Source organism: Dactylosporangium sp. NPDC049525, from assembly GCF_040676755.1.
Classification (GTDB): domain Bacteria; phylum Actinomycetota; class Actinomycetes; order Mycobacteriales; family Micromonosporaceae; genus Dactylosporangium.
Genome location: NZ_JBFAPO010000048.1, coordinates 33,168 through 57,942 on the forward strand (window position 1 = coordinate 33,168; position 24,775 = coordinate 57,942).

The following is a 24,775-nucleotide window of genomic DNA, read 5'->3' on the forward strand; positions in this document are numbered from 1 at the left end:
CCGCTTCGCGACGGACATTCCGGATTTATCACGAGAATGGAGTGCATTACATGACGGCTGCCATTACCGACCAGGCGCGCCTCGACCTCCCCGGCCACTGGCCGGCCGCCCTCGGCCCGCGGGCCCTGGCAGCGTTCGACGTGCCCACGCCGTTCCTGGCAGTCGACCTGAACACGGTCGTGGACCGCTACACCGCGTTCGTCGCCGCGATCCCCGGCGTCTCCACGTTCTACGCGATGAAGTGCAACCCCAGCACCGACATCCTCGGCACCCTCGCCGCGCTCGGCTCCAGCTTCGAGGTCGCCTCCATCGGCGAGCTGCGGATGCTGCAGGAGATCGGCGTCGACCCCGCCGAGGTCCTGTACAGCAACCCGATCAAGCCACCCGCCGCGATCGTCGAGGCCCGCAAGGCCGGCCTGTGGCGCTTCAGCTTCGACTCCGAGGGTGAGCTGCACAAGCTCGCCCAGCTCGCGCCCGGCGCCGCCGTGTACATGCGCCTGCGGGTCGACGACTCGACCAGCAGCTTCCCGCTGTCGCGCAAGTTCGGCGCCGAGGCGCACGAGGCGCGGGCCCTGCTGCTGCTCGCCCGGGAGCTGGGGCTGCGGCCCTACGGCGTCACCTTCCACGTCGGCTCCCAGTGCGGCACCACCAGCGCGTGGCGGCAGGCGATCGCGGCCGCCGGCCGCCTGATGGCGGCGCTGGCCACCGACGGCATCCACCTGGAGATGCTCGACCTCGGCGGCGGCTTCCCGGCCCGCTACGTGGAGCGGGTGCCGTCCATCGGCCAGATCGCCGAGGCCATCGTGCCGGCCCTGGACGAGCTGCTGCCGTACCGGCCGAAACTGCTCGCCGCAGAACCCGGCCGGCACCTCGTCGCGGAGAGCTCCGTCATGGTGTCCTCGGTGCTCGGCCGTGAGGTCCGGGCCGGGGAGAACTGGCTCTACCTCGACATCGGTGCCTACCACGGCATGATGGAGACCCAGCAGACGGTGCAGCAGTGGCGCTTCCCGCTATGGACCTCGCGCACCGACCACGCGCTGGTGCCGCACCTGCCGTTCACCGTCACCGGCCCCTCCTGCGACAGCTCCGACACGATGTTCTACGGCGTCAACCTGCCCTCGACCATCGACGTCGGCGACAAGCTGTACATCGGCTCGGCCGGCGCGTACACGCTGAGCTACGCCTCGCACTTCAACGGCTTCCCGCCACCGGAGCCCGTCTTCGTCGGCGGCGTCGCCCCGTCCGCCCCGACCACGCACCTGCCGACCCACCTGCCCACGGCCCGGGTCGGCAGCACCTGATGACCACGGCCGTTGCGCCCCCACGGACGCACCGGCCCGCGCGCCCGTCCCGCCACCGCAGTGTGACCCCCGGCGGGCGTCGGCGCGCCGGGCGGTTGCGCGAGCTCATGGTGTCCGGCCTGGTCGACTCGTTCGGCCTGTCCCTGGGCTGGACGATCTTCAACCTCGTCGCCGTCGACCGCGGCGGCCTCGCCCTCGCCGGGCTGTTCAACGCTGCCATGCTCGTCGGCGTCGTGCTGTCCGCGCCCGTCACCGGCCGGCTCACCCGGCACCTGCACGGTCGCAAGCTGCTGCTGCTGGCCGGCGGCACCGAGGGCCTGCTGCGGGTCGCGACCCTGGCCGCGCTGCTCGCCGGCTACGACGGCAAGCTGATCGCGGCCGGGATCGTCCTCATGCACATCGCCGCCTACGCGGGGTTCGCCGCCATGCGCGCCGAGGTCGCCGCCGTGGACGCCCGCCCGCAGGCCATGACCCGCTACGCCCTGTCCATCGCCGCCGTCGAGGCCGCCGGAGCAGGGGTCGCGGCGTTGCTGCCCCTGCACGGCGGCTATCTGATCGCCGTTTTCCTGGTGTACGGCCTGAGCCTCGTCCCCACCATCCTGACTGCCAGGCGGGCCCGGGTGCAGGACTCGGGGGGCGTGGCGGTCTCCCCCGACGCCGGGGGCCGGGTGACGCGGGTGGCCCGGCGCGAACACGACCGCGCCCGCACCGGGCGACCCCGGCTGCCGTGGTCCGTCCTCGCCGGCGGCGGCGTCATCACCCTCCTCGCCGCCGGCCCGACCCTGCTGTCCGTCGCCCTCGCCAGCGAACTGCACGGCCACAAAGCGGTGGCGGGCGCGGCGATCGCCTTCAGCGCCGGCTGCCTGCTGTCCTCCTCCGCCGTCACCGTCGTCGACCGGCTCCGCCTCCCCACGCAGGTCACCTGGCCGCTGTGGGGCGTCGGCATGCTCATCGGGTGGTTGATCGCCCCCGCCCACCTGGCGGGCCTGTTCGTCGCGCAGTTCCTGTCCGGGCTGAGCATGACCGCGTTCGAGGGCGGCATGGACGCCCGGATCGCCCGCGACGCCACCCCGGGCACGGTGACGACGGTGCTCGCCTGGAGCGCCTCGACCCGTGCCCTGGGCGGCGCGATCGCCGTCCGGCTGCTGCCGGCGCTGGTCGCCGCGCCGGCGATCGGCCTGACCAGCGGCGTGGCGGCGGCCACCTTGGGCGCGGCGGCACTGTCCGCCTTCGTACGCCTCCGCCTCCCCCGCCGCCGCGCCACGGCCGTCACCGGTCCTGCGGTTTCCGGCCCTTGATCCACGTGTAGGCCATGGCGGAGCCGCCGGCGACGCTCACCGCCGCCAGCGCGCACGCGATCGCCTGTTGACCGGGTGAGAAGCCGTCGACGACCAGTGAGTCGACGGCCACGAAGACCTGCACGCCGGCGGCCAGGGCCGCTGACGTACCGACGATGACCTCGGCCGAGAACTGCGGATCGAACACGCGATGCAGCATCATGGGCCGCATCCTCGTCGCGATCGTGCCCGGCTCGGACGCCAGGTGGGTCCGGGCCGGCTCGACCAGTTCGAACAGCGACTCCCTGACGCGGGCGATGTCCCGGTCATACGCCAGCAGTGCCGCGCCGAACTTCCGCACACTGGCGAAGATCAGCAGGCTGATCGTGCCCAGCACGGCAGCCATGATCGACAGACCCATGGCCAGTTCCGGCCAGGTCGGCTCGCGGGAGCTGACCGCCACGAAGAATCCCACGATCGCGACGAGCAGCGTGAAGAAGAATCCCAGGAACTGATTGCGCTCCTGCTCGATGTGCCGGTAATGCAGCCAGTGCTGCTGACCTTCGTACACCAGCGCATCCGTCAGCAGGCGCTCCCGCTCGAACTCACTCAGCCCTGCGGTGTCGCCGGTCAGCGTCGCGCCCCGGCGCCGTTCTGGCTCGACTCCAGCAGCGCCGACTTGGCGCGCGCATACTCGGCCTCGGTCAGGATTCCCCTGCGCTGCAGGTCGGCGAGCTTTCCCAGCTCGTCTGCGGGGCTGGGGGCACCGGCGGCTTCACGGACGTATTCGCGCATCTCGGCGTCGTGGGCCCGGGCCCGCTCGCGGTGCCGCGCGTTCATCGACGATCCACGCGTAACGAGGTACACCAGCGCGCCCAACCATGGGAACACGATCAGGAACAGTGTCCATCCTGCTTTGCCCCAGCCGCTCACCTCCGGGTCGCGGAACACATCGGTCAGGATGCTGATCATCAGCCAGATCCATGCGAAGACCAGCATGAACCACAGCGTTCCAAGAATCACTTCACCGAACGAGAAGTCCTCCATGTTCTCAGCGTCGAACGCCGATTGCTGCCGATCATCACCTTTGTCGGGTGAGCACGTCACCTCTGCGCTTTCACGTCGGTCTTCCTGTCGTACAGGACAGAAACCGGCCTGAACGGCGGCTAGCTTCGGGGGCGCATTCCCGCTTACAGAGGAGCCACCCGACATGTCTGTCAAGGCGATCCCCGACGGCTACACGACCGTCACGCCGTGGATCATCTCCCGCGACACGGCCGCGGTCATCGACTACATCCGAAAGGCGTTCGGCGCCGAGGAACTGGGCCGGGTCATCGACGCCCGCGGGGTGATCGGGCACGCGGAGGTCCGCATCGGCGACGCGATCGTGATGCTCTTCGACGGCGACCCGAGTTGGCCGGCGACGCCCGCGTTCCTCCGGCTGTACGTCGAGGACGCCCACGCCGTGCACCGCCAGGCGGTCGAGGCGGGCGGCGTGTCCATCTCGGAGGTCACCCATCTTGCCTTCGGCGACCTGGTCGGGCGGGTGCGCGACCCGTTCGGCAACGTGTGGTGGATCCAGACCCGCATCGAGGACGTGACGCCCGAGGAGATGGAGCGACGCTTCGGCGACCCGGAGTTCACCGCGGCGATGGAGTACATGCAGCGCCCCGAGACCGAGATCTTCCCCCGGAGCTGAACCGCGACCGCCGCGTCCTGCTCGGCCCGGCGCACCGCCGCGCACCGCCGCGCACCGCCGCGCACCGCCGCGCACCGCCGCGCACCGGCCGTTTGCCGGAGCCGGAAAAGGCACTGAGGGCACCCCGTAACGGGAATGCCCTCAGTGTCGGTGGTGACGAACCTTCAATGTCCTGCCTCGGCGTGGAACCGCTCGACGAGATCCGAACGGATCCGGCCGCGGTCGGACACCTCGATGCCCTTGGACAGGGCCCATTCACGGATGGCCCGGTTCTGCTCCCGCTCGGCGCGGGCGGACAGGACCGGCCGGACCCGACCACCCGGACGAGCCGGTGCGGAGGGTGCCGGGGTGAGACGACCGACCTTCGTCGCGGCGCCGACGAACGACGCGAGGGCGTCGCGCAGTTCGGCGGCGTGCTTGGCGGACAGGTCGATCGTGTACTGCACGCCGTCGAGGCCGAAGCTGACACTCTCGTCGGCGAGTTCGCCGTCGAGGTCGTCGATCAGCTCATGGATCACGCGTCTGGCCATGGCGATGCTGCCTTCCGGTACAGGGAGTTACTTCCGAACTCGTCAGTAGCCTGAATTCCGCGTGAAAATCGGTCAGACGGGCAGTGACGGGCACGGAACGGTCGTTGGAGCGTACCCGAAGAGTAACCGCCTTCAGACGGCGGCCCGGGCCGACTGACGCGCCCTGGTGACCTCGCGCCGCTCCACGAACCGGCTCGCCTGGGCGTCCAGTTCGGTCAGGTACGTCGACAGTTCCTCGCGGGCGGCCTCGCCGTCGCCGGACAGCTCGGGCCGCTCGAACGCCTTGATCTGGCGCAGCACCGGGATGAGCACGTCGTCGTGGTGCAGGCGCAGGTCGTAGATGCCGGCCATGGCGATCTGGACCGACTTGCGGCCGAAGTTCTCGATGGTGTGGCCCGGCATCTGGAACGATTTCGCGACCTTCGTCACGGCCCGCATCGTGGCGTTCGGTGCGACGTCGAACGCGGCGTTGAGCAGGTTGCGGTAGAAGATCATGTGGAGGTTCTCGTCGTTGGCGACCTTCGCCAGCAGCGCCTCACAGAGCGGGTCACCGCTGGCGGTGCCGGTGTTGCGGTGCGACACGCGGGTCGCCAGCTCCTGGAACGACACATACGCCACCGACTCGATCAGCCCATCGTAGGCGTTGGTGAAGCCGACCTCCATGTGCGTCATCCGGGCCCGCTCCAGCGCGACCGGGTCGACGGCGCGGGTCGCGAGCAGGTAGTCACGGATGGCGACGCCGTGGCGGCCCTCCTCCGCGGTCCAGCGGTGCACCCAGGTGCCCCATGCGCCGTCGCGGCCGAAGATCGTGGCGATCTCGTGGTGGTAGCTGGGCAGGTTGTCCTCGGTGAGCAGGTTCACGATGAGCGAGGTGCGTGCCACCTCGGACAGTTTCGACTGGCCGGGCTCCCACGCCTCACCACCGAGCACCCCGTCGAAGTCGCGGCCCTGGCTCCACGGCACGTACTCGTGCGGGAACCATTCCTTGGCCGTGGCCAGGTGACGGTTGAGGTTGGCCTCAACCACCGGCTCCAGCTCGTTGAGCAGGGCCAGGGTGGCGGTGGGCTCGGTCGTCACGGAACCTCCGTTGAATTCAAGAACATGGGCGGATTCGGTAGTGAGTGAAACATGCTCAGCTAGTCGGCGGCCAATAGGGACTCGGGCGTCGGGGCGGTGCCGCCGAGGTGCGCGGGCTGCCAGAACACGCCGTCGGGCTGGTGCGGGTACTCCTTCTGGGCGCGGTCGAGCATCGTGGTCATCCGGCTGCGCAGCTCCACGGTGACCGCGTCGGCGTTGTCCTTGCGGGTCGGGTGCAGCGGCTCCCCCGCGATGATCGTGATCGGCACGCCCCGCTGGGTGAGGTCCTTCGGGTGACCTTTCGTCCAGAAGCGCTGCGTGCCCCACAGCACCATCGGCACCAGCGGGGTGCCGGTGGCGGCGGCGAGCCGGGCGGCGCCGGACTTCATGTCCTTCACGGTGAACGACTGGCTGATCGTCGCCTCCGGGAACACCCCGACGACCTCGCCGGCCTTGAGGTTCTCCAGCGCCGACTTGTATGAGGCCATGCCCGCGTCCCGGTCGACGGGGATGTGCTTCATCCCGCGCATCAGCGGCCCGCCGATGCGGTGCCGGAAGATCGAGTCCTTGGCCATGAACCGCACCAGCCGCTTGGAGCGGTTGGCGCCGAGACCGCAGAAGATGAAGTCGAGATACGACACGTGATTGCAGGCGATGACCGCACCGCCCGTGGACGGCACGTTCTCGGCCCCCTCGATGGTGATGCGCATGTTGAGCAGCCGGAACATCGTCTTCGCGAACGCGATGACCGGGGGGTACACGAGATCAGCCATGGGCATAACGCTACCGACCTTTGCTGGAGGTCACCCGGTACCCTGCCCCAAGGTCTTCTTTACTTCTTCGCGGTAGGAGTTTCGGGGTGTCGGTCGACCAGGACCTGGAGAACGACGAGCACGAAGAGAACGACGACGAGGTCATCATCGTCGTGCCGCCGCGGTTCGGCACTCCGGGGCCGCCGATGCGCCGGTCACCGCTGATCATCGGACTGTTCGGCGGGCTCGGCCTCCTGCTGGCGTACAGCCTGTATCAGGCCGTCGACCAGGTCCGCTCGATCCTGGTGCTGATCTTCATCGCGATGTTCCTGGCGATCGGCCTCAACCCGGCCGTCGTGCGGCTCACCAGGTGGGGTGTGCCGCGGGTCCTTGCCGTCGCCGCCGTCGGGTTCGGCGCGATGCTGCTGCTGTGCGGCGGCCTGCTCGCGCTCATCCCGCCGCTGGTGACGCAGACCGGGGCGCTGGTGGAGAACCTGCCGACCTACATCGACAACCTGCGCCACCAGGACCAGCTCAACAAGCTCAACGAGGACTACAAGCTGCTCGACCAGCTCAAGGCCGTGGCCACCGCCGGCAACGTCACCAAGGCACTCGGCGGCGTCTGGGGTGGTGCGCAGGTCGTGTTCAGCGCGCTGTTCAACATCGTGACGGTGGTCGTGCTCACCCTGTATTTCATGGCCGCGTTCGACCGGTTGAAGGAGGGCGGCTACAAGCTCGTGCCCGCCTCCCGCCGCGAGCGGGTCAGGCTGCTCGGCGACGAGATCCTCACGAAGGTCGGCGCCTACCTCGGCGGCGCGCTCTCGATCGCGGTCATCGCCGGCATGTCGTCGTTCGTGTTCCTGCTGATTCTCGAGGTCAAGTATTCCTACGCCCTGGCGGTCCTGGTCGCGATCACCGACCTGATCCCGCAGATCGGCGCGACCCTGGGCGCGATCGTGGTCAGCGTCGTCGGGTTCGCCACGAGCATCCCGGCGGGCATCGCCTGCGTCATCTTCTTCGTCATCTACCAGCAGGTCGAGAACTACCTGATCTACCCGACGGTGATGCGCCGGGCGGTCAAGGTCAGTGACCTGGCCGCGATCCTGTCGGTGCTGCTCGGCGTGGCCCTCATGGGCGTGGTCGGCGCGCTGATCGCGATCCCGGTCGTCGCCGCGATCCAGCTCATCGTCCGCGAGGTCGTCCTGCCCCGCCAGGACGCCCGCTAGCTACGGCTGGTTCAACTGCGGCTCAGGACCCTGGTGAAGCCGGCCGCGACGGTGGTCGCCAGGGTCCAGCCGGCGGCGATGAACAGGAACGCCACCCACTGCGCGGCGCCGCTCGGGCGGTAGGCGGACTCCTGACCGAAATCGATGATCGGCAGCAGCAGATCCAGGGTGTAGATCGCCGGGTACAGCTCGGGTGGCTGACCGGGATTGACCGGCGCCGGCCGCCACGCGCTGAACACGGCCGTGCCCACGACGAGCAGCGCCAGTAGCCACAGGGCGGCGCGCTGCGGTCGGTACCCGTAGCCGACGGTGACGTCCTGCAGCCAGCTCCACGGCCACGTCCACCACGGCCGGGTCGACCGGCGGCGGCGCTGCTTGGCGAGCAGGACGGTCCGGGCGTCCTCGTCGTGACCCAGCTGCCGGTAGACGGCGGCGAGCTGCTCGTACGGCTGCGGCGGCAGGCCGTCGGAGGTCCTGGCCAGCCACTCCAGCCGCTGCGACGGTGCCAGCAGCGGCGTCAGCGTCTGGTACGTGAGACCGTCCAGGCGCAGGTCGGCGGGCCAGGTCGCGGGGTCGTCGCGCAGCAGCGCCGTCCGCAGGTACCGCAGGTCGAACCGGCCGGCGGGGCGTTCGGCGAAGCGCAGGTCCACCTCGGCCGCCTCGGCGCCGGTGCACCACACGCCCTGCAGGTGCGCGTCGTGGAAGGAGAGCCGGCCGCCGATCCTCGCCGCGCGCATGGTGACCCGCCCGGTAGCGGTGAACCCGTCGCCGCAGTGCAGCAGCGATCCGGTGACGATGCCGGTCGCGCGCAGCGAGGTGCCGTCGGGGTTGTCCAGGCGGGCGCCCTCGAAGAAGACGGGGCCGGCGACCCGTGCCTCGAGCAGTGACACCTCGCCCGTGGCGGTGAACCCGTCGCGGCAGTCGATCGGGCCGTCGACCGTGCAGTTGTCGGCGCGCAGGGCGTGGCCGCCGGGGTTGGCGAGGGTCGCGCCGGTGAGCCGCAGGATCCGCCCGACGCGGGTGCCGACGAGGCGCAGCTCACCCTCGACCTGGCAGCCGCCGAGCAGGTGGACGCCGCCGCCGACGTCGGCCCGGTCCAGCCGCATCGCGACGCCGCCCGGGTTGCGCAGCGTCGCGCCGTTGAAGGTGGCGACGCCGCCGATCGTGGTGTGCCGCAGGCTGACCTCGCCGTGGACGGCGGCGCGGCGCCCGAACAGACCGCCGTGGACGGTGGCGCTGTCCAGGTCGATGCCCAGGGCGTCGCCCGGGCGCGCGGTGAGGGTCTCCCCGTCGCCGAGGTGGTGGAAGGTCTCCGGCGGGGCGTCCGGCGCCGCCGGCGGAGCGACGACGGTGGCGTCATTGAGGTGGATGCCGCCGGTCACGGTGGCCTGGAACAGCCGCAGCGTGCCCTCGGCGCGGAACCCGTGCTCGGCGACCAGGTCACCGCCGAGCTCCAGGCGCTCGGCCAGCAGTGCGGTGCCGCCGGGCTGCAGCAGGTGTGCCCGGTCCAGCAGCAGCCCACCGGCGATCTTGGCGCCCCTGAGGTTGACGACACCGGTACACCGGATCCCGGACAGCCGCAGGTGCCCGGCGACGGTCACCCCGGCCGCGTGCAGGCCCGGCAGGCGGGTGTTGCGGAACCCGGTGAAGGCCAGGCGCGCCCAGTACAGGTCCGGCGCCTCGAGCAACTCGCTCTCCTGCACGAGCAGGGGGCAGGTCACCTCGGCGAACGACAGGACCAGCTTGCCGGTGACCCGCGCGTCGTAGAGTCGCAGCGCCGCGCGGCGGGTGGGCAGCTCCCCCGTGAGCAGCTCCATGAGCAGGGTGGCGGGCACGTCGGCGCCGCCGAGGTTCAGTGGCTCGCCGACCGCGAACGCCTGCCGCACCCGCTCATCGACATCCACGACGGTGATCGTAATGGGGGCGTCACTCGTTCGCGGCCCGCCAGGTGGCGCGGGTGATCAGGACGCGGGCCTCGTCGGCGACCTCGGCCTCCACCGTCACCGCATACTGGCCGGCCTGCAGCGAGCTGCGGGACGTGAAGTCGCGCCGCCCGCCGGTCGCGGCGTGCGCGAGGGCGCCGAAGATGGCGCCCCACAGGCCGCCGACGAGGATCGCGGCGAGCATGATGCCGACCCACGACGACGTGCTGAACAGGGTGAACAGGATGCCCAGGAAGAGGCCGAACCAGACGCCGCTCAGCGCGCCGGCCATCGCCGCCCGGCCGGTGGTGAGGCGGCCCAGCACGTTCTCGACCAGCCGCAGGTCGGTGCCGATGATCGCGGTCCGCTCGACCGGGAACCCGTTGTCGGAGAGATAGTCCACGGCCCGCTGGGCCGAGGCGTAGTCGGAGTACCGGGCGATCGTGACCGTGCTGCGTTCGAGCCCGACGAGCTCGTCGGAAGGGGACGGTACGTTCGATTCGGGCTGTGGAGGGGTCGTCATGGCCGAAATCGTAAAGCCACCTGGACCCGCCCGCGCCGGGAGTACGGGGTGAGGAGTCAGGGATCGTTCAGGGCCTCACCCGAGGTCGTCAGGCCCTTCCAGCGGGCAACCTTGGGGACATGACCGAGATCAAGCGCCTCCGCCGTTCCCGCGCCGACCGCACCCTCGCCGGTGTGATCGGCGGCCTCGCCGAGTACTTCGGCGTCGACCCGACCATGGCCCGTGCCGCCTTCCTGCTCGCCGTCCTGCTCACCGGCGGGACCGCGGTCCTGGCGTACCCCATCCTCTGGATCGTCATGCCCGACACACCCGCCGACGTCAAGCCGGTGAGTCCTGCGTCCGGCGATCATCTGCCCTATGGTGCGTGAGTGACCGCGTTGTGCGTGCCGGTGCTGGGCGGCACCATGGAGGTCCGGGTGGTGTCGCCGGCCGGCGGCGCGCACGTGGTCCTCGTCGCGCACGACGGACCCGCCTACGAGGACGGCGCCGCGCTGACCCGCGTCGCGAGCGGCGCACACGTGGCGCTGCTGTCCCCCGGCGACCGCAACGAGTGGTATTCGGCGAACCCCGCCTACGCCGACGCCCTCGTCGACCGGGTCCTCCCGCGACTGCCGTCCGGCCGCCTGGTCGGGCTCGGCGCGAGCCTCGGCGCCCTGGCCCTGCTGCACGCCGAACACCGCCGGCCCGGCACCTTCGACGGGCTGTTCTTGCAGTCGGGGAGCTTCTTCACCGCTGAGCTGGACCCGCAGGAGTCCGGCTTCCCCCGGTTCCGGCGGATCCTGGACTTCGTCGACGTCGCCGCCCCCACGGCGGCCCGCACGGTGTTGACGTGCGGGCAGGACGAGGAGAACCTGCACAACAACCGGGCGATGGCGCGGCGGCTCGGTGTGCCGCTCGTCGAGGTGCCCGGCGGTCACACGATGACGACCTGGCGCGACGCACTCCGCCCGCACCTGCCACCGCTGCTCCGGGAGTTCACGGATGGACCATCTCATCGGCCTGCTGCTCGGCACGGAGCAGGACTGGCCACGGGCCTTCGAGACGTTGATCGGCCGGATCGGTCCGATCCGCGGCCGTGACGGCGTCGCGCACGACCTGCGCACCGCGAGGGTGAGCATCGAGCCGTTCAACCTGCGCGACAAGCCTTCCCATGACCTCGTCATCGACCGGCTGGCCTACTGGTACTACCACCCGCGCGAGTGGCTGAAGAAGATCGCGCTGATGGACGACGTGTACCTGCTCAACAGCCCGTTCACGTTCCAGTCGATGGAGAAGCACGCCGCCTACTGCGCGATGATGCGCCTCGGCCTGCACGTGCCGGAGACGGTCCTGGTGCCGTACAAGAACCCGGTCGACCACGCGAAGTGGGCGTACACCGCGGAGCGGTACAACCAGCCGTTCGACCTCGACGCGGTCGCCGAGGACATCGGGTATCCCATGTTCATGAAGCCGTACGACGGTGGCGCGTGGGTCGGGGTGTCCCGGATCGCGGACTCGACCGCGCTGCACGCCGCCTACGACCAGTCCGGCGAGCGGCTCATGCACCTGCAGCAGTCGATCGAGGGCTACGACGTGTTCACCCGGTCCCTGACGATCGGGCCCGAGACGATGGTCATGAAGTTCCGCCCCGAACTGCCGATGCACGAGCGGTACGCGGTCGAGCACGACTTCCTCGACGCGACCGTCGGCGACGAGGTCATCACGATCTCCCGCCTGGTGAACGCGTTCTTCCGGTGGGAGTTCAACTCGTGCGAGACCCTGGTCCGCGACGGGGTCGTCCACCCGATCGACTACGCGAACGCGTGCCCCGACGTCGCCCTCACCAGCCTGCACTACTACTTCCCGTGGGCGATGACGGCGCTGGTGCGCTGGTCCGCGTTCTGCGTCGTGACCGGCCGCCGGCCCAGCCTGGACCTGGACACCGCGCGCTACTTTGCCGTCGCCGACGACCCCGATCTGGACTACCGGGGCAAGCTCGCCGCGTACCGCCGCATCGCCGACGACTACCTCGCCGTCGAGGAATACCGCGAGTTCTGCGACACGGCGCTGCCGCACGTGCCGTCGGTGGTCGCCGAGTGGGTGGCCTCCCAGGACTTCGACGACCTGCTGGTGGACACGGTACGTGGCACCTACCCGCCGCACGAGCACGACCGGTTCATCGCGCACTTCCGCGGCCTCATCGACCTGTGGAAGCGCGACACGATCAGCTGACCAGCTCCGCCTGCAGCAGCGGGGTGAGCAGCTTGACGTAGCTGGTCGTGACGTGGCTGCCGTCGCGGTACACCAGCGCGTTGCCGACGATCACGGGGCAGACCGTGGCGGTGCAGAACCACGCGGTCGGGTCGATGACCGTGAAGCCCGCTTCCTTGGCCGCGTCGGCGTTCGCGGTCACGCGGGTAGCGTAGACGGCGGTGGCGACCTTCAGCGCGCACTGCTGCACCGCGTCGGGATGCGCGGCGACGCAGTCCGGGACGCTGGCGCCACGCGGGTCCGGGGTGTCCTGCATGATGACCGGCCGGGCACCGAGCTGCTGGATCCGCTTCGCGGAGCGGATCAGGGCCTTCGCCCACGCGTCGTCCGCCTCGGCCTTGCCGACCGTCACCGCACCGGATTTGTCGACGGGCGGGTCCGTGTAGGTGCGGGTCGACAGCAGTACCAACGCCGGTTTGAGCTCTTTGATCTTCGCGAACGCCTCTTCGCGCCAGGACGCGCACTCCGTGAACGCCCGGCGCGCGTTGACCTTGATGGTGTACGCGTCGGCGGGCGTGCACCCGGACTTCGCGAGCACGACGAGCCGCCAGTGCCGGCGTTTCGCGACCGCGTCCACGGCGTCGAACCACTGCTCGGTGTGCGAGTCGCCGAACAGCACCATCGTCGTCGTGCCCTGCGGGTCGCCGTGCTGGTCGCAGCCCTGGCCCAGCGCCGGCTTGATCGACGTCTCGTCCAGCGAGGCGAGGCAGCCCTTCGACGCCTGCGGCCGGTCGTTGGTCGCGGCGGTCACGGGCGGCGTCAGGTTCTGCGGCATCGCGGTCAGCGTCGCGCTCGTCTCGATCAGGTCGAGCAGCTGCTTGCGGGCGTCGGCGAGCTGCTGCGACTCGGAGATCACCGCCGCGGTGTCCTGCGCGGTGCCCTTGCCCTCGACCTCGTTCGGCAGCCCCAGGAAGATCACCGCGGCGCCGCAGGCCAGGGCGGTGAGGGTCGCGCCGAGGCCGAGCCCGCGGCGGGGGCGGCGCTTGAACACCGGGTTGAACCGGACCCGGTTCTCCACCAGCCGCAGCGACAGCCACGCCGGGATGAGGCTGCCGACGGCGACCGCGGCCTTCGTCCACGTGCCGAGCTCGTGGCCGGCGACGTGCGGGGCGAGCATGAGCGCCGGCCAGTGCCACAGGTACCAGCTGTAGGAGAGCTTCCCGATGGCTTGCATCGGCGCGGTGCCCAGCAGCTTGACCGCGCCCCAGCTGGGCTTTGCGCAGCCGCCGGCGATGACGAGGAGCGCGCCGGCGACCGGGAGCAGCGCCGCCGCGCCGGGGAAGCGGGTCGTCTCGTCGAACAGCAGGGCGGCGCCGACGATGGCGGCGAGGCCGAGCCAGGTCGCTCCTGCGGTGAGTCGTGCGTTCTTCAGGCGTTCCGCGGCCAGGGCAACCAGGGCTCCGGCGGCCAGTTCCCAGGCGCGGGCCTGGATGCCGAAGTACGCCCACGGCTGCGAGTGCCCGGTCTGCCACACGCACACCGCGAACGACACCACGGCCAGCAGGGTCAGGGCGATCGCGGCGCTTTTCCGGCTGGCTCTGCGGGTGGCGGCCACGACCAGCAGCAGCGGCCAGATGAAGTAGAACTGCTCCTCGACCGCGAGGGACCAGAAGTGCTGCAGCGGCGACGGCTCCAGCTCCGCGGACAGGTAGTCGGTGCCGAGCACGGACAGCCGGACGTTGATCCCGTACGCGGAGGCGGCCAGCGCGTCGTACACCACCGCCTTCGCCTGGACCGGCGACATCCACGTCCACGCGGCCGCGACGGTCGCGATGACGACCACGGTCGAGGCGGGCAGCAGGCGCACGATCCGCCGCCCGTAGAACGCGCCGAAGCCGATCTTGCCGGTGCGCTGCAGCTCCCGGAACAGGTGCAGGGTGATGAGGAACCCGGAGATGACGAAGAAGACGTCGACGCCGACGTACCCGCCGTGCACGAGGCCGAGGCCGGCGTGGTTGGCGACCACGAGCAGCACCGCGACCGCCCTCAGTCCCTCGATGTCCGGCCGGAAGCGGTCTTCGCTCGGCGGCCGTTGCGGCGCTGGGACCTGCGGTGCCGTCCGGTAGGGCTGATAGGTGGTCACACGCCCCTCCTCCGGCTCGGCACCGGGACACGGTAGCGGGTGCCTCATTGCCACCGGATCCCAGGTGACGCGGCTCACCGGGACGGGTCCCCCGCAGGCGTGACGCGACGGTAGCGCGCGTCACAATCCGTAGTCGGTGCTGCTCGGGGCCTCGTAGCGTCGACGGTGTTGGTTTCCTGCTTTTTGGAGGTTTGCCCTATGCGCCCGTACGACCACCCCGAATGGTGCGCCCGTGGACACCGGTGCGGTCTCGGCGAGCACCGCGCCCACCCGGTCGTCATGGAGGTCGACGGCGTGGGCAAGGTGCTGCTGACCCGGGTGCTCGGCACCAACGGCCGCGAGCGGATGGAGCTGACCGGCTCCGCGTACGTGACCGGGAAGGGCCCCGCCGCCCGCCGCCAGGTCGACCGCACGCTGCGCGGCTTCGCCAACGTCCTGTCCAACGAGGCGACGCTCGCGGGCGTCTGACGGGCGATGCTCGCGTCTACCGGGGCGACGCTCGCGTCTAGCGGGGCCACGCTCGCAAGCGTTGGCGGAGCTCGCTGACCCGCTCCGGGGTCAGCCCGTAGTAGGCGAACCGGCCGTCGTCGAGCCGGTCCAGGTAGCGACCCGCGGCGTGCACGTCGTCGTCCTCGAGGGCCGGGTCCTGCCGCCGGGCAAGCTCCAGCAGCTGCCCCACGTCATAGTGTTGCAGCGCCGCGGCGACGTCGATGTAGTCGCGGACCTCCCGCCGGTTGACCAGCGCCGCAACCTTCGTGGCGATCAGGTCGTCGCGGTGCATGACCGGCCCGACGTCCATCATGACCGGACTCTCGGTCCGGTCCAGCCGGCTCAACGTCAACCGCACGGTCCTGCCGCCGTCACCGACGGTGAACTCCCGCTGGTCGAAACCCGCGAACAGCTCGAGGAGGTCGTCGGCCTCCTCTTCCTCGACGGTGTATCCGGCCTTCCGCAACGCCTGGCACACGGCGTCCGCGGCCCGGCCCGCCCCACCGTCGGTGTCGGTGAACAGGTCCACGTCCTCGGTCGGCCTGCTGACGAGCCCGCTCATCAACCACGCGAACCCACCGCCGAGCACGAACCCGTGCCGCTCCCCCACCGCGAGGGCGATCCTGGCGACCTCGGTGTAGAACGGATCGGTCGTGCTGTCGCTCACCTGAGGCGGAGCTGCTGGTGACGGGCCTCCCACGCCAGGCGGACCCCGCGGGGCAGGTTCAGCTCCGGCCACACCCTGACCAGGGCCTTTCCGTTGACCCAGCGGCGCAGCTCCTCGAGGCGGATCGCCTCGCGCAGCACATTCTCATACATCCACAGCAGCAGGTCGGGGTTGTCGAGGTCGAAGTCACGCCGCGGATTCCACATCAGCCGCTGCGGCAGCTCGACCACCCCTCGGACCGGCCCGCGCAACTCGGTCAGCGTCCGCGAGACGAGCGCGGGACGGTGCGGCCGCGCAAGAAACGCGACGCGTCCCGGATCCGTCTCGTCCTGCATGCCCGGCCCTCTCCTGGTGCCTGTTTGGCCGTAGTGTACCGCCGGTCACCACCCGAAGCCCCCGCGTGCCATCCGGCGTGCCACCTTGCCGCCCGCCGCTGGTCTATTCTGGGCGGGTGCTGACGCTGGTGTACGACACCGCACACCCCTGTTTATGGGCCGCACCCTGCGGCCCTGAATCGGGGTCAACCCATGTCACGCACCGACCGCGACGCCCCTTCCTGGACGCGCGCCGCATGGTGGGAACCGCTGCACCGATGCGCGGCCCTCTACTCCACTAAATACCCGGGTCCGGCCCGCCTCACCCAGCGCCGCCCGGCCGCGCCCACCTTCGCGCCGACCTTCGTGCCGTGGGTCATGCGGGCGTACGCCCAGCCGACGCCCCGCTGCGACCTGCCCGCCGCGCCGGACCTGTGGCAGTACCTCGCCCCGCAGCCTTCCACCCACTGCGTCTGGCACCCGCGCATCGAGCCCCGGCCGTGGTTCCAGGACGGCCCGACCCGCAGGTTCATCCTCACCACGTGGACGAGACCACAGCGCGTCCGCGTCCGCGACGAATGCCACCTGGCCATCCAGCACCACCGCGCCACCGGCACCGTCGACGTCGACCCCACCACCACCGACCACCGCCACACCTCCCGCTGGCTCTGGTGACCCGACAACCCGGTGGATTGCGGTCACCCCAGAACACCAATCCACCGGGTCGTGGGAGTCCGGTCCTGCCACTCCCCGCGACACAGCACCCCGCTGCCGACTCCGACCACCAAACTTCGGCGGCACGGCGGGTTGATCGCGCCCGCCGCGACGGAAACCCGCGCGGCGAGCAGGACGACGGACGAAGCGGGGAACGGCGGGGCCCCGCATCGCCGCGGACAGGAGCTTCGCCGTCAGCCTCGGGTGCGCTGGTGCTCTCGTGGGGTGGCGTGGTGCGTGCGAGGCGTGATCGGCGCAAGGTTCGGTGACGCCGTCCGTAGCGCGAGCCTTTGTGTGCACCCGTTCATCGCACGGCGGCACCTAGCGGGCGCCGACGGCGTGATGTGGCAGCGCGGCGGGAGTATGGAGTCAGCGGCAATGTCCCAGCACGGGGCAACCACAAATGTCCGCGTGACGCGACGTCGGCCAGGACGCCGTCGCCCGGGACAACGGCCAGGCACCCCGTGGGCCGGGTCTGCGGAGCGGACACCATTCGGTCCGGCGCAACCCGAAGTGTTTCCGGTGTCCCGGAACCAGTTGCGATTGTGGTTGGTCGAAGGGCGGAAATCGTGCGATTTGTTCTTGGATGAAGCTTTTGCGGATAGGTGTGAGCCGGGGCTGCCGGTCGGTGCCGTGGCCTTGGAGCGGTGACGGCTGGCAGCCTCGACGGCGGCGGGTCGTGCCGCCGAGCTGGGTTGTCCGCAGGGTGGATTGTTCCGACAACCCGAAGGATCCGCGGTGCCCCCACCCCTCGGATCCTTCGGGTTGTTCGGCGGCTGCCGGTTGCGGGCGCGGCGGGTGCAACGGTGTGCCGGGTCGTGGGTCAGGCGGTCTCACGTCTGGACCCAGGCGTGATCGGCGCCAGGTTCGGTGACGCCGTCCATGGCGTGAGCCTTTGCCGTGCGCCGGTTCATCGTGCGGCACCACCTCGCGCAGGCGCCGACGGCGTGGTGCACAGCGCGGCGGAAGTTGGAGTCAGCGGCAACGTCCCAGCACGGGCATGCCCCAAATGTCCGCGCGATGGGACGTGGCGTGACGTCGACGCCGGCCAGACGGCGGTCAGTCGCTCAGGGGGCAACGGCCAGGCATCCCATCGGGCCGCGACAACAGCCGGATATTCCGTCGGCTGAGACAGCGGCCGGGCGTTCCGTCGGCTGAGACGGCGGCGGGGCGTTCCGTCGATCAGGGCGACGGCCGGGTGTTCCGTCGGCCGGTCCGCGGAGTGGACACCCAGCCGGGCCTCCACAACCCGACGGATTTTCCGGTGTCCCAGCACCGGGGGATCCGTCGGGTTGTGGAACAGGTGCTGCGATCAGCGGGAGTGGCGGGGCTCCGCTTCGTCGTGCGTGTCGGCCTCGCCGTCGGCTTCGTGTGCGCCTACCGCGTGGTGTGGCGTGTGTCCGGTGTGGGGTGCGGCGACGCCGTCCGCGGCGTGGGCGCCTGACGTCGCTCCGTCCGCGGCACCGGAGTGGGATGTGCCCCCGCCGGCCGTGGCAGGGCCGAAGCTGGACACTCCAGAACTCGGCCGCGCTCCCGAGTCCGCGCCAGCGGCCCCATCACCGCTGACAGCCGTGCCGGCGTCGATACTGCCGCTCGGACCCGATCCGTTACCGGCGACAGCGTGCATGGACGCGGCATCAGCAACCGCATCAGCGCTGATGGCCGTGCCGGCGTCGACGTCAGCGCTCGGACCCGATCCGTTACCGGCGGCGTGCTTGGACGCGGTGCCAGCAACCCCGTCACCGCTGATGGCCGTGCCGGCGTCGATACTGCCGCTCGGACCCGATCCGTTGCCGACGACGGCGTGCGTGGACGCGGCGCCCGTGGCCCCGTCTGCGCCTGCGGCGCCACTTGCTCGCGAGGCGCCACCTAGCGAAGCACCAGCAGGCGACACGCCCGCAGGCGATCCAGCGGGCGAGGCACCAGCAGGTGACGCGGCGGGGGTGGAGGGGGCGGCGTCGTGGGCGTCTTCTTGGGCTCGTTGTTGGGCGGCGGACAGGGAGCGCAGCGGGACTTCGGGCAGGAACAGGATGACGATGAAGCCGACGACCATGATGGCGGCGGCGACCATGAAGACGATGCTCATCGAGTCGGAGAAGCCGACCTTGAACGGGTGGGCGAGGGCGTTGGCGAGGCGGTTGACGAACGAGGTGTCGTTGAGGGCGCTGGCGCTGCCTGAGGTGCCGGCCTTCTGGATGAGCTGGATCTGGTCGGGGTGGGCGCGGGCGGCATCCTGGAACTCGGGGGTTGCCTGGGCGGCGGTGAAGGCGCCCTTGATCTTGTCGGGCAGGAGGCTGAACAGGACCGAGAGGAAGACCGCGGCGCCGACGGTGCCGCCCATTGAGCGGAAGAAGGTCACCGTCGAGGTGGCGACGCCGATCTCGCGTGGGTTTGCGGCGTTTTGCGCGGCGGTGATGACCGGCTGCATGTTGCCGCCGAGGCCGAGACCCATGAGGGCCATGACGAGCATCGTCTGCCAGGTCGGGGTGTCGGCGCCGATGCGGGAGAACAGGGCGAGCGCGGCGACCATCAACAGCGAGCCGATGATCGGGAACTTGCGATACTTGCCGGTGCGGGCGATGACCTGGCCGGACACGATCGAGCCGGTCATGATGCCCAAGACCAGTGGCAGCAGCATGAGGCCGGCCTTGGTGGGGCTGGCGCCCTTCACGATCTGCAGGTAGAGCGGCAGGGTCAGCAGGCCGCCGAACATGGCGATGCCGAGGATGAAGCTGCTGGTCGAGGCGACCGAGAAGGTGCGGCCCCGAAACAGGCGCAGCGGCAGCAGCGCCTCGTCCTGGTAGCGCCACTCGGCCAGGAGGAACAGGACCAGGCCGACGGCGCCGATGCCGTAACACAACAGGGAGCGGCCGGAGCCCCAGCCCCACTCGCGGCCCTGCTCGGCGACGGTGAGCAGCGGCACCAGGCAGATGACCAGCGCGACGGCGCCGGGCCAGTCGATGCGGTGCTCCTGGCGGCGGTGCGGGATGTGCAGCACGCGCATGACGACGAGGAACGCGGCGAGGGCGATCGGCACGTTGATGTAGAAGATCCAGCGCCAGCCGGTGACGCCGAGGATCTCGTCGGTGCCGGCGAAGAAGCCGCCGAGGACCGGGCCCAGGACGCTGGACGTGCCGAACACGGCGAGGAAGTAGCCCTGATACTTGGCCCGCTCGCGGGGCGGGACGACGTCACCGATGATCGCGAACGCGAGGGAGAACAGGCCGCCGGCGCCGATGCCCTGCACCGCGCGGTAGGCGGCGAGCTGGTAGACGGAGCCGGCGAGGCCGCACAGCACGGAGCCGAGGATGAAGATGCCGATGGCGAAGAGGATGAACGGCTTGCGGCCGTAGATGTCCGACAGCTTGCCATAGAGCGGGGTCGCGATCGTGGAGGTGATGAGGAACGCCGTGGTCGCCCACGCCTGGATGGAGAAGCCGTCCAGGTCGTCGGCGATGGTGCGCATGGCCGTGGACACGATGGTCTGGTCCAGGGCGGCGAGGAACATCGCCATCATCAGACCGCCGAGGATCGCGAGGATCTGGCGGTGGGTCAGGGCCGTGTCGTCGGCGGTCGTTGTGCTCAAGACATCACTCCCGTTACGAGCCGATCGCGTTTCATAATCACGCTACTCCCGGCGGAGAAGACCGGCGCGCTCAAACACGACCCGGCGCGCTCAGACACAATATGCCCGGGGTACGACAAGACAGCGGAGGTAACTGGTGAGCGCCACGCTCGTGGTGAAGGAGCTCGCGGCCGGTCACGGCGATCGGGCGTTGTTCTCCGGACTGGACCTGGTCGTCGCGCCGGGCGACGTGATCGGCCTGGTCGGGGCGAACGGGGCGGGCAAGTCGACGCTGCTGCGCACCCTCGCGGGGCTGCTGCCGACGGAGGCGGGCAGGTTCGGGCTCAACCCGCCGACCGCGATCATCGGGTACCTGCCGCAGGAGCCGGACCGCCGCGAGGGCGAGACGCTGCTGCAGTTCCTGGCCCGCCGCACCGGCGTCGCCGACGCGCAAAAGCGGATGGATGCCGCGGCGGAGCACATCGAGCAGGATCCGGACGAATACGGCGACGCGCTGGAGCGCTGGCTCGCCCTCGGCGGCGCCGACCTCGACGAACGCGCCGCGGCGGTGGCCGCCGACCTGGGCCTCGCCGTGGACCTGGACCTGCCGATGACCGCGCTGTCCGGCGGGCAGGCCGCCCGGGCCGGGATGGCGTCGCTGCTGCTGTCGCGGTACGACGTGTTCCTGCTCGACGAGCCGACCAACGATCTGGACCTCGACGGCCTGGAGCGCCTGGAGCGGTTCGTGCAGGGCCTCAAGGCCGGCGCGGTGATCGTCAGCCACGACCGGGAGTTCCTGGCCCGCACCGCCACGGGCGTGCTGGAGCTGGACCTCGCCCAGCAGCAGGTGAACTTCTTCGGCGGCGGCTACGGCGCCTACCTGGAGGAGAAGGCGATCGCGAAGCGGCGGGCCCGGGAGGCGTACGAGGACTACGACGACAAGAAGTCCGACCTCGAGGCCCGGGCACGGATGCAGCGCGCGTGGATGGAGAAGGGCGTGAAGAACGCCCGCCGCAAACAGCCCGACAACGACAAGGTCAGCAAGGGCAAGAAGATCGAGGGGACCGAGAAGCAGGCGGCGAAGGCCCGCCAGACCGACCGGATGATCGAGCGGCTCGAGGTGGTCGAGGAGCCCCGCAAGGAGTGGCAGCTGCGGATGGAGATCGCCGCCGCGCCCCGGGCCGGCGCGATCGTGGCGACGCTGAACCAGGCCGTGGTGACCAGGGGCTCGTTCACACTCGGACCGGTCAACCTGCAGGTCGACTGGGCCGACCGGGTCGCGATCACCGGCGCCAACGGCGCGGGCAAGTCCACGCTGCTCGGCGCGATGCTGCAACGGATCCCGCTGACCAGCGGCACCGCGGCGCTCGGCCCGGGGGTGGTGGTCGGCGAGGTCGACCAGGCCCGTGGCCTGTTCCTCAACGACCAGCCGCTGCTGGACGCGTTCTGCGCCGCCGTGCCGGACCTGCTGCCGGCGGACGTCCGCACGCTGCTGGCGAAGTTCGGGCTGAAGTCGCACCACGTGCTGCGCCCCGCGGCGAGCCTGTCCCCCGGCGAGCGGACCCGGGCGGCCCTGGCGCTGCTGCAGGGCCGTGGGGTCAACCTCCTGGTCCTGGACGAGCCGACGAACCACCTGGACCTGCCCGCGATCGAGCAGCTGGAGACGGCCCTGGACGGGTACCCGGGCACGCTGCTGCTGGTCACCCACGACCGGCGGATGCTGGAGGCGGTCCGCACGACCCGCCACATCGACGTGCACGACGGGAGGGTCAGCGTCCGGTGAGCGACGAGTTCTGGACCGAGCGGCACCTGTGCACGATCACCACGATCCGCGCCGACGGGACCCCGCACGTGGCGCCCGTCGGCGTCACGTACGACCCGGCGGCCGGCGTCGCCCGGGTGATCACGTCGGGCACGTCGCAGAAGGTCCGCAACGTCCGCGCCAACCCGCGGGTGGCGGTCTGCCAGGTCGACGGGCGCCGCTGGACGACCCTCGAGGGCACCGCCGTCATCGACGCGGACCCCGATGCCGTCGCGGACGCGGAGCGCCGGTACGCCCAGCGCTACCGGACCCCACGGCCAAACCCGGCGCGGGTGGTCATCGTGATCACGGTGACGAGGGTGCTGGGCACCGAGCGGCCCGCGGTGCCGGTAGGTTCGCCGGATGGGGATTCCTGACTACATCCGGGTCATGCGCACGCACATCGGTCACGATCTGCTGCTCCTGCCCGGCGTCGGCGCGATCGTGGTCGACGAGCACGGCCGGCTGCTGTTCGGGCGGCGCAGCGACACCGGCCGGTGGGCCGTCGTCGCGGGGATGGTCGAGCCCGGCGAGCAGCCCGCCGAGACCGTCGTGCGGGAGGTACGCGAGGAGACCGGCGTCGACGTCGTGGTCGAACGGCTCCTCGGCGTGGCCACGCACCCGGTGGAATATCCGAACGGCGATCGCTGCGAATACCTCAGCCTGACGTTCCTGTGCCGGGCGGTCGGCGGCACGGCGCGGGTCAACGACGACGAGTCGCTCGACGTCGGCTGGTTCGCGCCGACCGAGCTGCCGGAGCTGGAGCCGTATTCGCGGCTGCGGGTCGAGCTGGCGTTGCGCGACGCGAAGGAAGCGTGGTTCGCCCCCGTCGGCTCGCACCACTCCGCCCTGGTCGAGCCTTCCATGTGACGGCGTGAGGGCGGCGACAGCTCGCCGCCCCTCACGAAATCACGGTCAGTTCTGCGGGGGCCAGCTCGGCGGCGGGGTCTGCGGATAGCCGGGCGGCGGTTCGGCGCTCGGCGGGCCGCTGACCGGGGGCGAGACCGGCTGCGACGGGACCTGCGGCGACCCGCCCGCGCCGGGGACCGTCCACGGCTGCGGAATCATGGCGCCGGGCGGCGGGCCACCGTACTGCGCGCCCGGCGGATACCCCGCCGGCGGCGGCGCGCCGTACTGCGGGCCGGCCGGGTACCCGGGGGTACCCGGCGGCGGAGCCGGATACGTCGGCTGCCCGAACGCCGGCCCGCCCGAGGTCGGCGGCGGTGGCGGCGGGTACCCACCGGGCGGCGCCGACACAGGCCCGGTGGACTGCGACGGGATCCCCGACGGCGAACCAGGCGGATAGGTGGGCTGGTTCGCCGGGACCGGCGACGACGTCCCGGCCGGCACGAACCCGGGCGCCCCCGACGTCGGCGGCACGAACACCGGCGGCCCGGAAACGGGCACCGGCGACGGCCCGGACTGCGGGAACCCGCCCGGCGCCCCAAACCCACCCGGCGCAGGGAACCCGCCCGGCGCCGGGAACGGACCCGGCGCCGGGAACGGGCCCGGGAAGGCACCCGCGGGCGCGACGGCCGGTGCGGTGGCCGACAGCGGCGCGACCCGGCGGCCGATGAGCTCCAGCAGCCACACCGCGATCAACCCGACCACCGCCAGTACGCCGGTCGTCAGCATCGCCGTCGCCGCGTCGGTGCCCTCGATGGCTTGCCAGCGGCGTACCCCGTCAACAATCACGACCCCGAGGACGACACCGAACACGCCGGCCCGGCGACCGAGGACGCTGACGCCCCCGAGCAGGACCGCGGCCAGCGCATACGGCAGCTGGCCGCTCTCGGTGAACGCGGCGGCGCTGGTGAGGCGGACGGACAGGACCCCGGACACGCCGGCGAGGACCGCGGAGCCGGTGACGCCGACCAGTGCGCCGACCAGCTTCGCCGGGCGCCACGCGGCCGGGTCGTCGCCGCCGGCGACCGGGCGGTTCGCGGACAGGAGCCGGCGGACGGCGGGCAGCGCGAAGAGCACCGCGCCGGCGATCGACACGACGACGAACGCCGTGGCCCACAGCCCGAATCCGGTCGAGGCGCGGGCGTCGCCGGTCACCGGCACGAGCCGTCCGCCGGTGGCCTTGAGCACCGACGTCGCCACGATGAAGCCGCCGCCGAGGGTCACCGCCCAGGCGGGCAGCGCGGTGAGCCCGACCAGCAGGGCGAGCAGCAGGCCGACGCCGCCGGCGGCGAGGACCGCGACGATGAACGCAACGGCGACGGACGTCCCGTCGTTGACCTGCTCGGCGAACACCCAGCCCGCCAGCACGGCGACCGACGCGATCGCCAGGTTGGGGGTGGCCGTGCGCAGTGACAGGGCCAGGCCGCAGGCGGCGAACCCGAGGACCGCGATCCCGGCCCACATACCGCCCTTGTTGAACACGGCGGAGTTGGCGTTGTACAGGCCGGCGATGACGGCGCCGGCGGCGAGCAGGAGCACCGCCTCCCAGACCAGGTGCGGTGCGAGCTCGCGCATTGGACGGACCTGGGTCATGCAGTCTCCTCCGCTTCGCTGCGGCGCCTGCCTGACGGACAGCACCTCCGATGTCCGGCCCTTCCGCTCCGCTGCGGGACCGGTCA

General features: G+C 71.1%; 24 protein-coding genes. 12 read left to right on the top strand and 12 right to left on the bottom strand.

Annotation, left to right across the window (positions count from 1 at the left end; genetic code table 11):
* The first annotated feature begins 50 nt into the window (after positions 1 to 50).
* Together AB0K00_RS42855 and AB0K00_RS42860 are read left to right on the top strand one after the other, a co-directional pair.
* Positions 51 to 1,301: a type III PLP-dependent enzyme gene (locus AB0K00_RS42855; RefSeq protein WP_363533715.1), complete on the top strand. Its 1,251-nt coding sequence runs from the start codon at positions 51 to 53 to the stop codon at positions 1,299 to 1,301.
* Positions 1,301 to 2,599, top strand: a complete 1,299-nt coding sequence (locus AB0K00_RS42860) for a hypothetical protein (RefSeq protein WP_363533718.1) — start codon at positions 1,301 to 1,303, stop codon at positions 2,597 to 2,599. Before AB0K00_RS42855 ends, AB0K00_RS42860 begins: the two co-directional genes overlap by 1 nt.
* On the opposite strand, the gene AB0K00_RS42865 is transcribed toward AB0K00_RS42860, so the two are convergent.
* Together AB0K00_RS42865 and AB0K00_RS42870 are read right to left on the bottom strand one after the other, a co-directional pair.
* Positions 2,571 to 3,149, bottom strand: a complete 579-nt coding sequence (locus AB0K00_RS42865) for a hypothetical protein (RefSeq protein ID WP_363533721.1) — start codon at positions 3,147 to 3,149, stop codon at positions 2,571 to 2,573. The two genes, AB0K00_RS42860 and AB0K00_RS42865, sit on opposite strands and share 29 nt — an antisense overlap.
* Before the next feature lie 59 nt (positions 3,150 to 3,208).
* Positions 3,209 to 3,625 carry an SHOCT domain-containing protein gene (locus AB0K00_RS42870; RefSeq protein WP_363533724.1) on the bottom strand — a complete coding sequence of 139 codons (417 nt, stop codon included), beginning with the start codon at positions 3,623 to 3,625 and terminating at the stop codon, positions 3,209 to 3,211.
* Between the two features lie 163 nt (positions 3,626 to 3,788).
* Here AB0K00_RS42870 and AB0K00_RS42875 point away from each other — a divergent pair, with 163 nt between their 5' ends.
* A complete protein-coding gene (locus tag AB0K00_RS42875; RefSeq protein WP_363533727.1) occupies positions 3,789 to 4,277 on the top strand; it encodes a VOC family protein in 489 nt (162 codons plus the stop codon).
* A gap of 164 nt (positions 4,278 to 4,441) precedes the next feature.
* Here AB0K00_RS42875 and AB0K00_RS42880 read toward each other — a convergent pair whose 3' ends face one another.
* The 3 genes from AB0K00_RS42880 to AB0K00_RS42890 form a co-directional block, all read right to left on the bottom strand.
* A complete protein-coding gene (locus AB0K00_RS42880; RefSeq protein ID WP_363533730.1) occupies positions 4,442 to 4,807 on the bottom strand; it encodes an Lsr2 family protein in 366 nt (121 codons plus the stop codon).
* A gap of 132 nt (positions 4,808 to 4,939) precedes the next feature.
* Positions 4,940 to 5,884, bottom strand: coding sequence for an acyl-ACP desaturase (locus tag AB0K00_RS42885; protein WP_363533733.1), 945 nt, complete (start codon positions 5,882 to 5,884; stop codon positions 4,940 to 4,942).
* Positions 5,885 to 5,943: 59 nt separating this feature from the next.
* Positions 5,944 to 6,657, bottom strand: a complete 714-nt coding sequence (locus tag AB0K00_RS42890) for a lysophospholipid acyltransferase family protein (protein ID WP_363533736.1) — start codon at positions 6,655 to 6,657, stop codon at positions 5,944 to 5,946.
* Between the two features lie 143 nt (positions 6,658 to 6,800).
* On the opposite strand from AB0K00_RS42890, the gene AB0K00_RS42895 reads away from it, so the two are divergent.
* Positions 6,801 to 7,862 (top strand): AI-2E family transporter, encoded by a 1,062-nt coding sequence (locus tag AB0K00_RS42895; protein WP_363533888.1) that lies wholly within the window; start codon positions 6,801 to 6,803, stop codon positions 7,860 to 7,862.
* An 11-nt stretch (positions 7,863 to 7,873) separates the two neighbouring features.
* Here AB0K00_RS42895 and AB0K00_RS42900 read toward each other — a convergent pair whose 3' ends face one another.
* Together AB0K00_RS42900 and AB0K00_RS42905 are read right to left on the bottom strand one after the other, a co-directional pair.
* On the bottom strand, positions 7,874 to 9,766 hold the full coding sequence (locus AB0K00_RS42900; RefSeq protein WP_363533739.1) for a hypothetical protein: 1,893 nt from the start codon (positions 9,764 to 9,766) through the stop codon (positions 7,874 to 7,876).
* Between the two features lie 22 nt (positions 9,767 to 9,788).
* Positions 9,789 to 10,307, bottom strand: coding sequence for a general stress protein (locus AB0K00_RS42905; RefSeq protein ID WP_363533742.1), 519 nt, complete (start codon positions 10,305 to 10,307; stop codon positions 9,789 to 9,791).
* A gap of 119 nt (positions 10,308 to 10,426) precedes the next feature.
* Here AB0K00_RS42905 and AB0K00_RS42910 point away from each other — a divergent pair, with 119 nt between their 5' ends.
* From AB0K00_RS42910 to AB0K00_RS42920, 3 genes are read left to right on the top strand one after another with little or no spacing between them, the layout of a single operon-like run.
* Positions 10,427 to 10,675: a PspC domain-containing protein gene (locus AB0K00_RS42910; RefSeq protein ID WP_203853190.1), complete on the top strand. Its 249-nt coding sequence runs from the start codon at positions 10,427 to 10,429 to the stop codon at positions 10,673 to 10,675.
* Positions 10,676 to 11,386, top strand: a complete 711-nt coding sequence (locus AB0K00_RS42915; RefSeq protein ID WP_363533746.1) for an enterochelin esterase — start codon at positions 10,676 to 10,678, stop codon at positions 11,384 to 11,386. It begins immediately after the preceding gene.
* Complete coding sequence (locus AB0K00_RS42920) at positions 11,289 to 12,518, top strand: hypothetical protein (protein WP_363533749.1); 1,230 nt, start codon at positions 11,289 to 11,291, stop codon at positions 12,516 to 12,518. The genes AB0K00_RS42915 and AB0K00_RS42920 overlap by 98 nt, the downstream gene beginning before the upstream one ends.
* Here the strand turns inward: AB0K00_RS42920 and AB0K00_RS42925 are convergent.
* Positions 12,511 to 14,640 (bottom strand): acyltransferase family protein, encoded by a 2,130-nt coding sequence (locus AB0K00_RS42925; RefSeq protein WP_363533752.1) that lies wholly within the window; start codon positions 14,638 to 14,640, stop codon positions 12,511 to 12,513. The genes AB0K00_RS42920 and AB0K00_RS42925 overlap by 8 nt on opposite strands.
* A gap of 198 nt (positions 14,641 to 14,838) precedes the next feature.
* Between AB0K00_RS42925 and AB0K00_RS42930 the strand changes: the two genes are divergently transcribed.
* Positions 14,839 to 15,108 carry a hypothetical protein gene (locus AB0K00_RS42930; protein WP_363533755.1) on the top strand — a complete coding sequence of 90 codons (270 nt, stop codon included), beginning with the start codon at positions 14,839 to 14,841 and terminating at the stop codon, positions 15,106 to 15,108.
* A 37-nt stretch (positions 15,109 to 15,145) separates the two neighbouring features.
* On the opposite strand, the gene AB0K00_RS42935 is transcribed toward AB0K00_RS42930, so the two are convergent.
* Both AB0K00_RS42935 and AB0K00_RS42940 read right to left on the bottom strand, forming a co-directional pair.
* The gene (locus AB0K00_RS42935; protein WP_363533758.1) at positions 15,146 to 15,796 is read right to left on the bottom strand and encodes a nucleotidyl transferase AbiEii/AbiGii toxin family protein; all 651 of its coding nucleotides are present in this window, start codon (positions 15,794 to 15,796) and stop codon (positions 15,146 to 15,148) included.
* Positions 15,793 to 16,131, bottom strand: a complete 339-nt coding sequence (locus AB0K00_RS42940) for a hypothetical protein (RefSeq protein ID WP_363533761.1) — start codon at positions 16,129 to 16,131, stop codon at positions 15,793 to 15,795. The genes AB0K00_RS42935 and AB0K00_RS42940 overlap by 4 nt, the downstream gene beginning before the upstream one ends.
* 192 nt (positions 16,132 to 16,323) lie before the next feature.
* Between AB0K00_RS42940 and AB0K00_RS42945 the strand changes: the two genes are divergently transcribed.
* Positions 16,324 to 16,785 (top strand): hypothetical protein, encoded by a 462-nt coding sequence (locus tag AB0K00_RS42945; protein WP_363533764.1) that lies wholly within the window; start codon positions 16,324 to 16,326, stop codon positions 16,783 to 16,785.
* A gap of 1,351 nt (positions 16,786 to 18,136) precedes the next feature.
* Here the strand turns inward: AB0K00_RS42945 and AB0K00_RS42950 are convergent.
* Positions 18,137 to 20,410, bottom strand: a complete 2,274-nt coding sequence (locus tag AB0K00_RS42950; RefSeq protein ID WP_363533767.1) for a DHA2 family efflux MFS transporter permease subunit — start codon at positions 20,408 to 20,410, stop codon at positions 18,137 to 18,139.
* A gap of 136 nt (positions 20,411 to 20,546) precedes the next feature.
* On the opposite strand from AB0K00_RS42950, the gene AB0K00_RS42955 reads away from it, so the two are divergent.
* Genes AB0K00_RS42955 through AB0K00_RS42965 form a run of 3 tightly spaced genes read left to right on the top strand, consistent with a single transcriptional unit; the run spans position 20,547 to position 23,060 of the window.
* A complete protein-coding gene (locus AB0K00_RS42955; protein ID WP_363533770.1) occupies positions 20,547 to 22,172 on the top strand; it encodes an ABC-F family ATP-binding cassette domain-containing protein in 1,626 nt (541 codons plus the stop codon).
* Positions 22,169 to 22,567, top strand: a complete 399-nt coding sequence (locus tag AB0K00_RS42960; protein WP_363533773.1) for a TIGR03618 family F420-dependent PPOX class oxidoreductase — start codon at positions 22,169 to 22,171, stop codon at positions 22,565 to 22,567. The genes AB0K00_RS42955 and AB0K00_RS42960 overlap by 4 nt, the downstream gene beginning before the upstream one ends.
* Positions 22,554 to 23,060, top strand: a complete 507-nt coding sequence (locus AB0K00_RS42965; protein WP_363533776.1) for an NUDIX domain-containing protein — start codon at positions 22,554 to 22,556, stop codon at positions 23,058 to 23,060. Before AB0K00_RS42960 ends, AB0K00_RS42965 begins: the two co-directional genes overlap by 14 nt.
* A gap of 45 nt (positions 23,061 to 23,105) precedes the next feature.
* On the opposite strand, the gene AB0K00_RS42970 is transcribed toward AB0K00_RS42965, so the two are convergent.
* On the bottom strand, positions 23,106 to 24,689 hold the full coding sequence (locus tag AB0K00_RS42970; protein ID WP_363533779.1) for a hypothetical protein: 1,584 nt from the start codon (positions 24,687 to 24,689) through the stop codon (positions 23,106 to 23,108).
* Positions 24,690 to 24,775 lie beyond the last annotated feature (86 nt).

Excerpts from the sequence above, each read along its gene's own strand:
- AB0K00_RS42855 (WP_363533715.1), top strand. The coding sequence starts at position 51 with ATGACGGCTGCCATTACCGACCAGGCGCGCCTCGACCTCCCCGGCCAC.
- AB0K00_RS42860 (WP_363533718.1), top strand. The coding sequence starts at position 1,301 with ATGACCACGGCCGTTGCGCCCCCACGGACGCACCGGCCCGCGCGCCCG.
- AB0K00_RS42870 (WP_363533724.1), bottom strand. The coding sequence starts at position 3,625 with ATGGAGGACTTCTCGTTCGGTGAAGTGATTCTTGGAACGCTGTGGTTC.
- AB0K00_RS42875 (WP_363533727.1), top strand. The coding sequence starts at position 3,789 with ATGTCTGTCAAGGCGATCCCCGACGGCTACACGACCGTCACGCCGTGG.
- AB0K00_RS42880 (WP_363533730.1), bottom strand. The coding sequence starts at position 4,807 with ATGGCCAGACGCGTGATCCATGAGCTGATCGACGACCTCGACGGCGAA.
- AB0K00_RS42890 (WP_363533736.1), bottom strand. The coding sequence starts at position 6,657 with ATGGCTGATCTCGTGTACCCCCCGGTCATCGCGTTCGCGAAGACGATG.
- AB0K00_RS42905 (WP_363533742.1), bottom strand. The coding sequence starts at position 10,307 with ATGACGACCCCTCCACAGCCCGAATCGAACGTACCGTCCCCTTCCGAC.
- AB0K00_RS42910 (WP_203853190.1), top strand. The coding sequence starts at position 10,427 with ATGACCGAGATCAAGCGCCTCCGCCGTTCCCGCGCCGACCGCACCCTC.
- AB0K00_RS42920 (WP_363533749.1), top strand. The coding sequence starts at position 11,289 with ATGGACCATCTCATCGGCCTGCTGCTCGGCACGGAGCAGGACTGGCCA.
- AB0K00_RS42930 (WP_363533755.1), top strand. The coding sequence starts at position 14,839 with ATGCGCCCGTACGACCACCCCGAATGGTGCGCCCGTGGACACCGGTGC.
- AB0K00_RS42940 (WP_363533761.1), bottom strand. The coding sequence starts at position 16,131 with ATGCAGGACGAGACGGATCCGGGACGCGTCGCGTTTCTTGCGCGGCCG.
- AB0K00_RS42945 (WP_363533764.1), top strand. The coding sequence starts at position 16,324 with ATGTCACGCACCGACCGCGACGCCCCTTCCTGGACGCGCGCCGCATGG.
- AB0K00_RS42965 (WP_363533776.1), top strand. The coding sequence starts at position 22,554 with ATGGGGATTCCTGACTACATCCGGGTCATGCGCACGCACATCGGTCAC.
- AB0K00_RS42970 (WP_363533779.1), bottom strand. The coding sequence starts at position 24,689 with ATGACCCAGGTCCGTCCAATGCGCGAGCTCGCACCGCACCTGGTCTGG.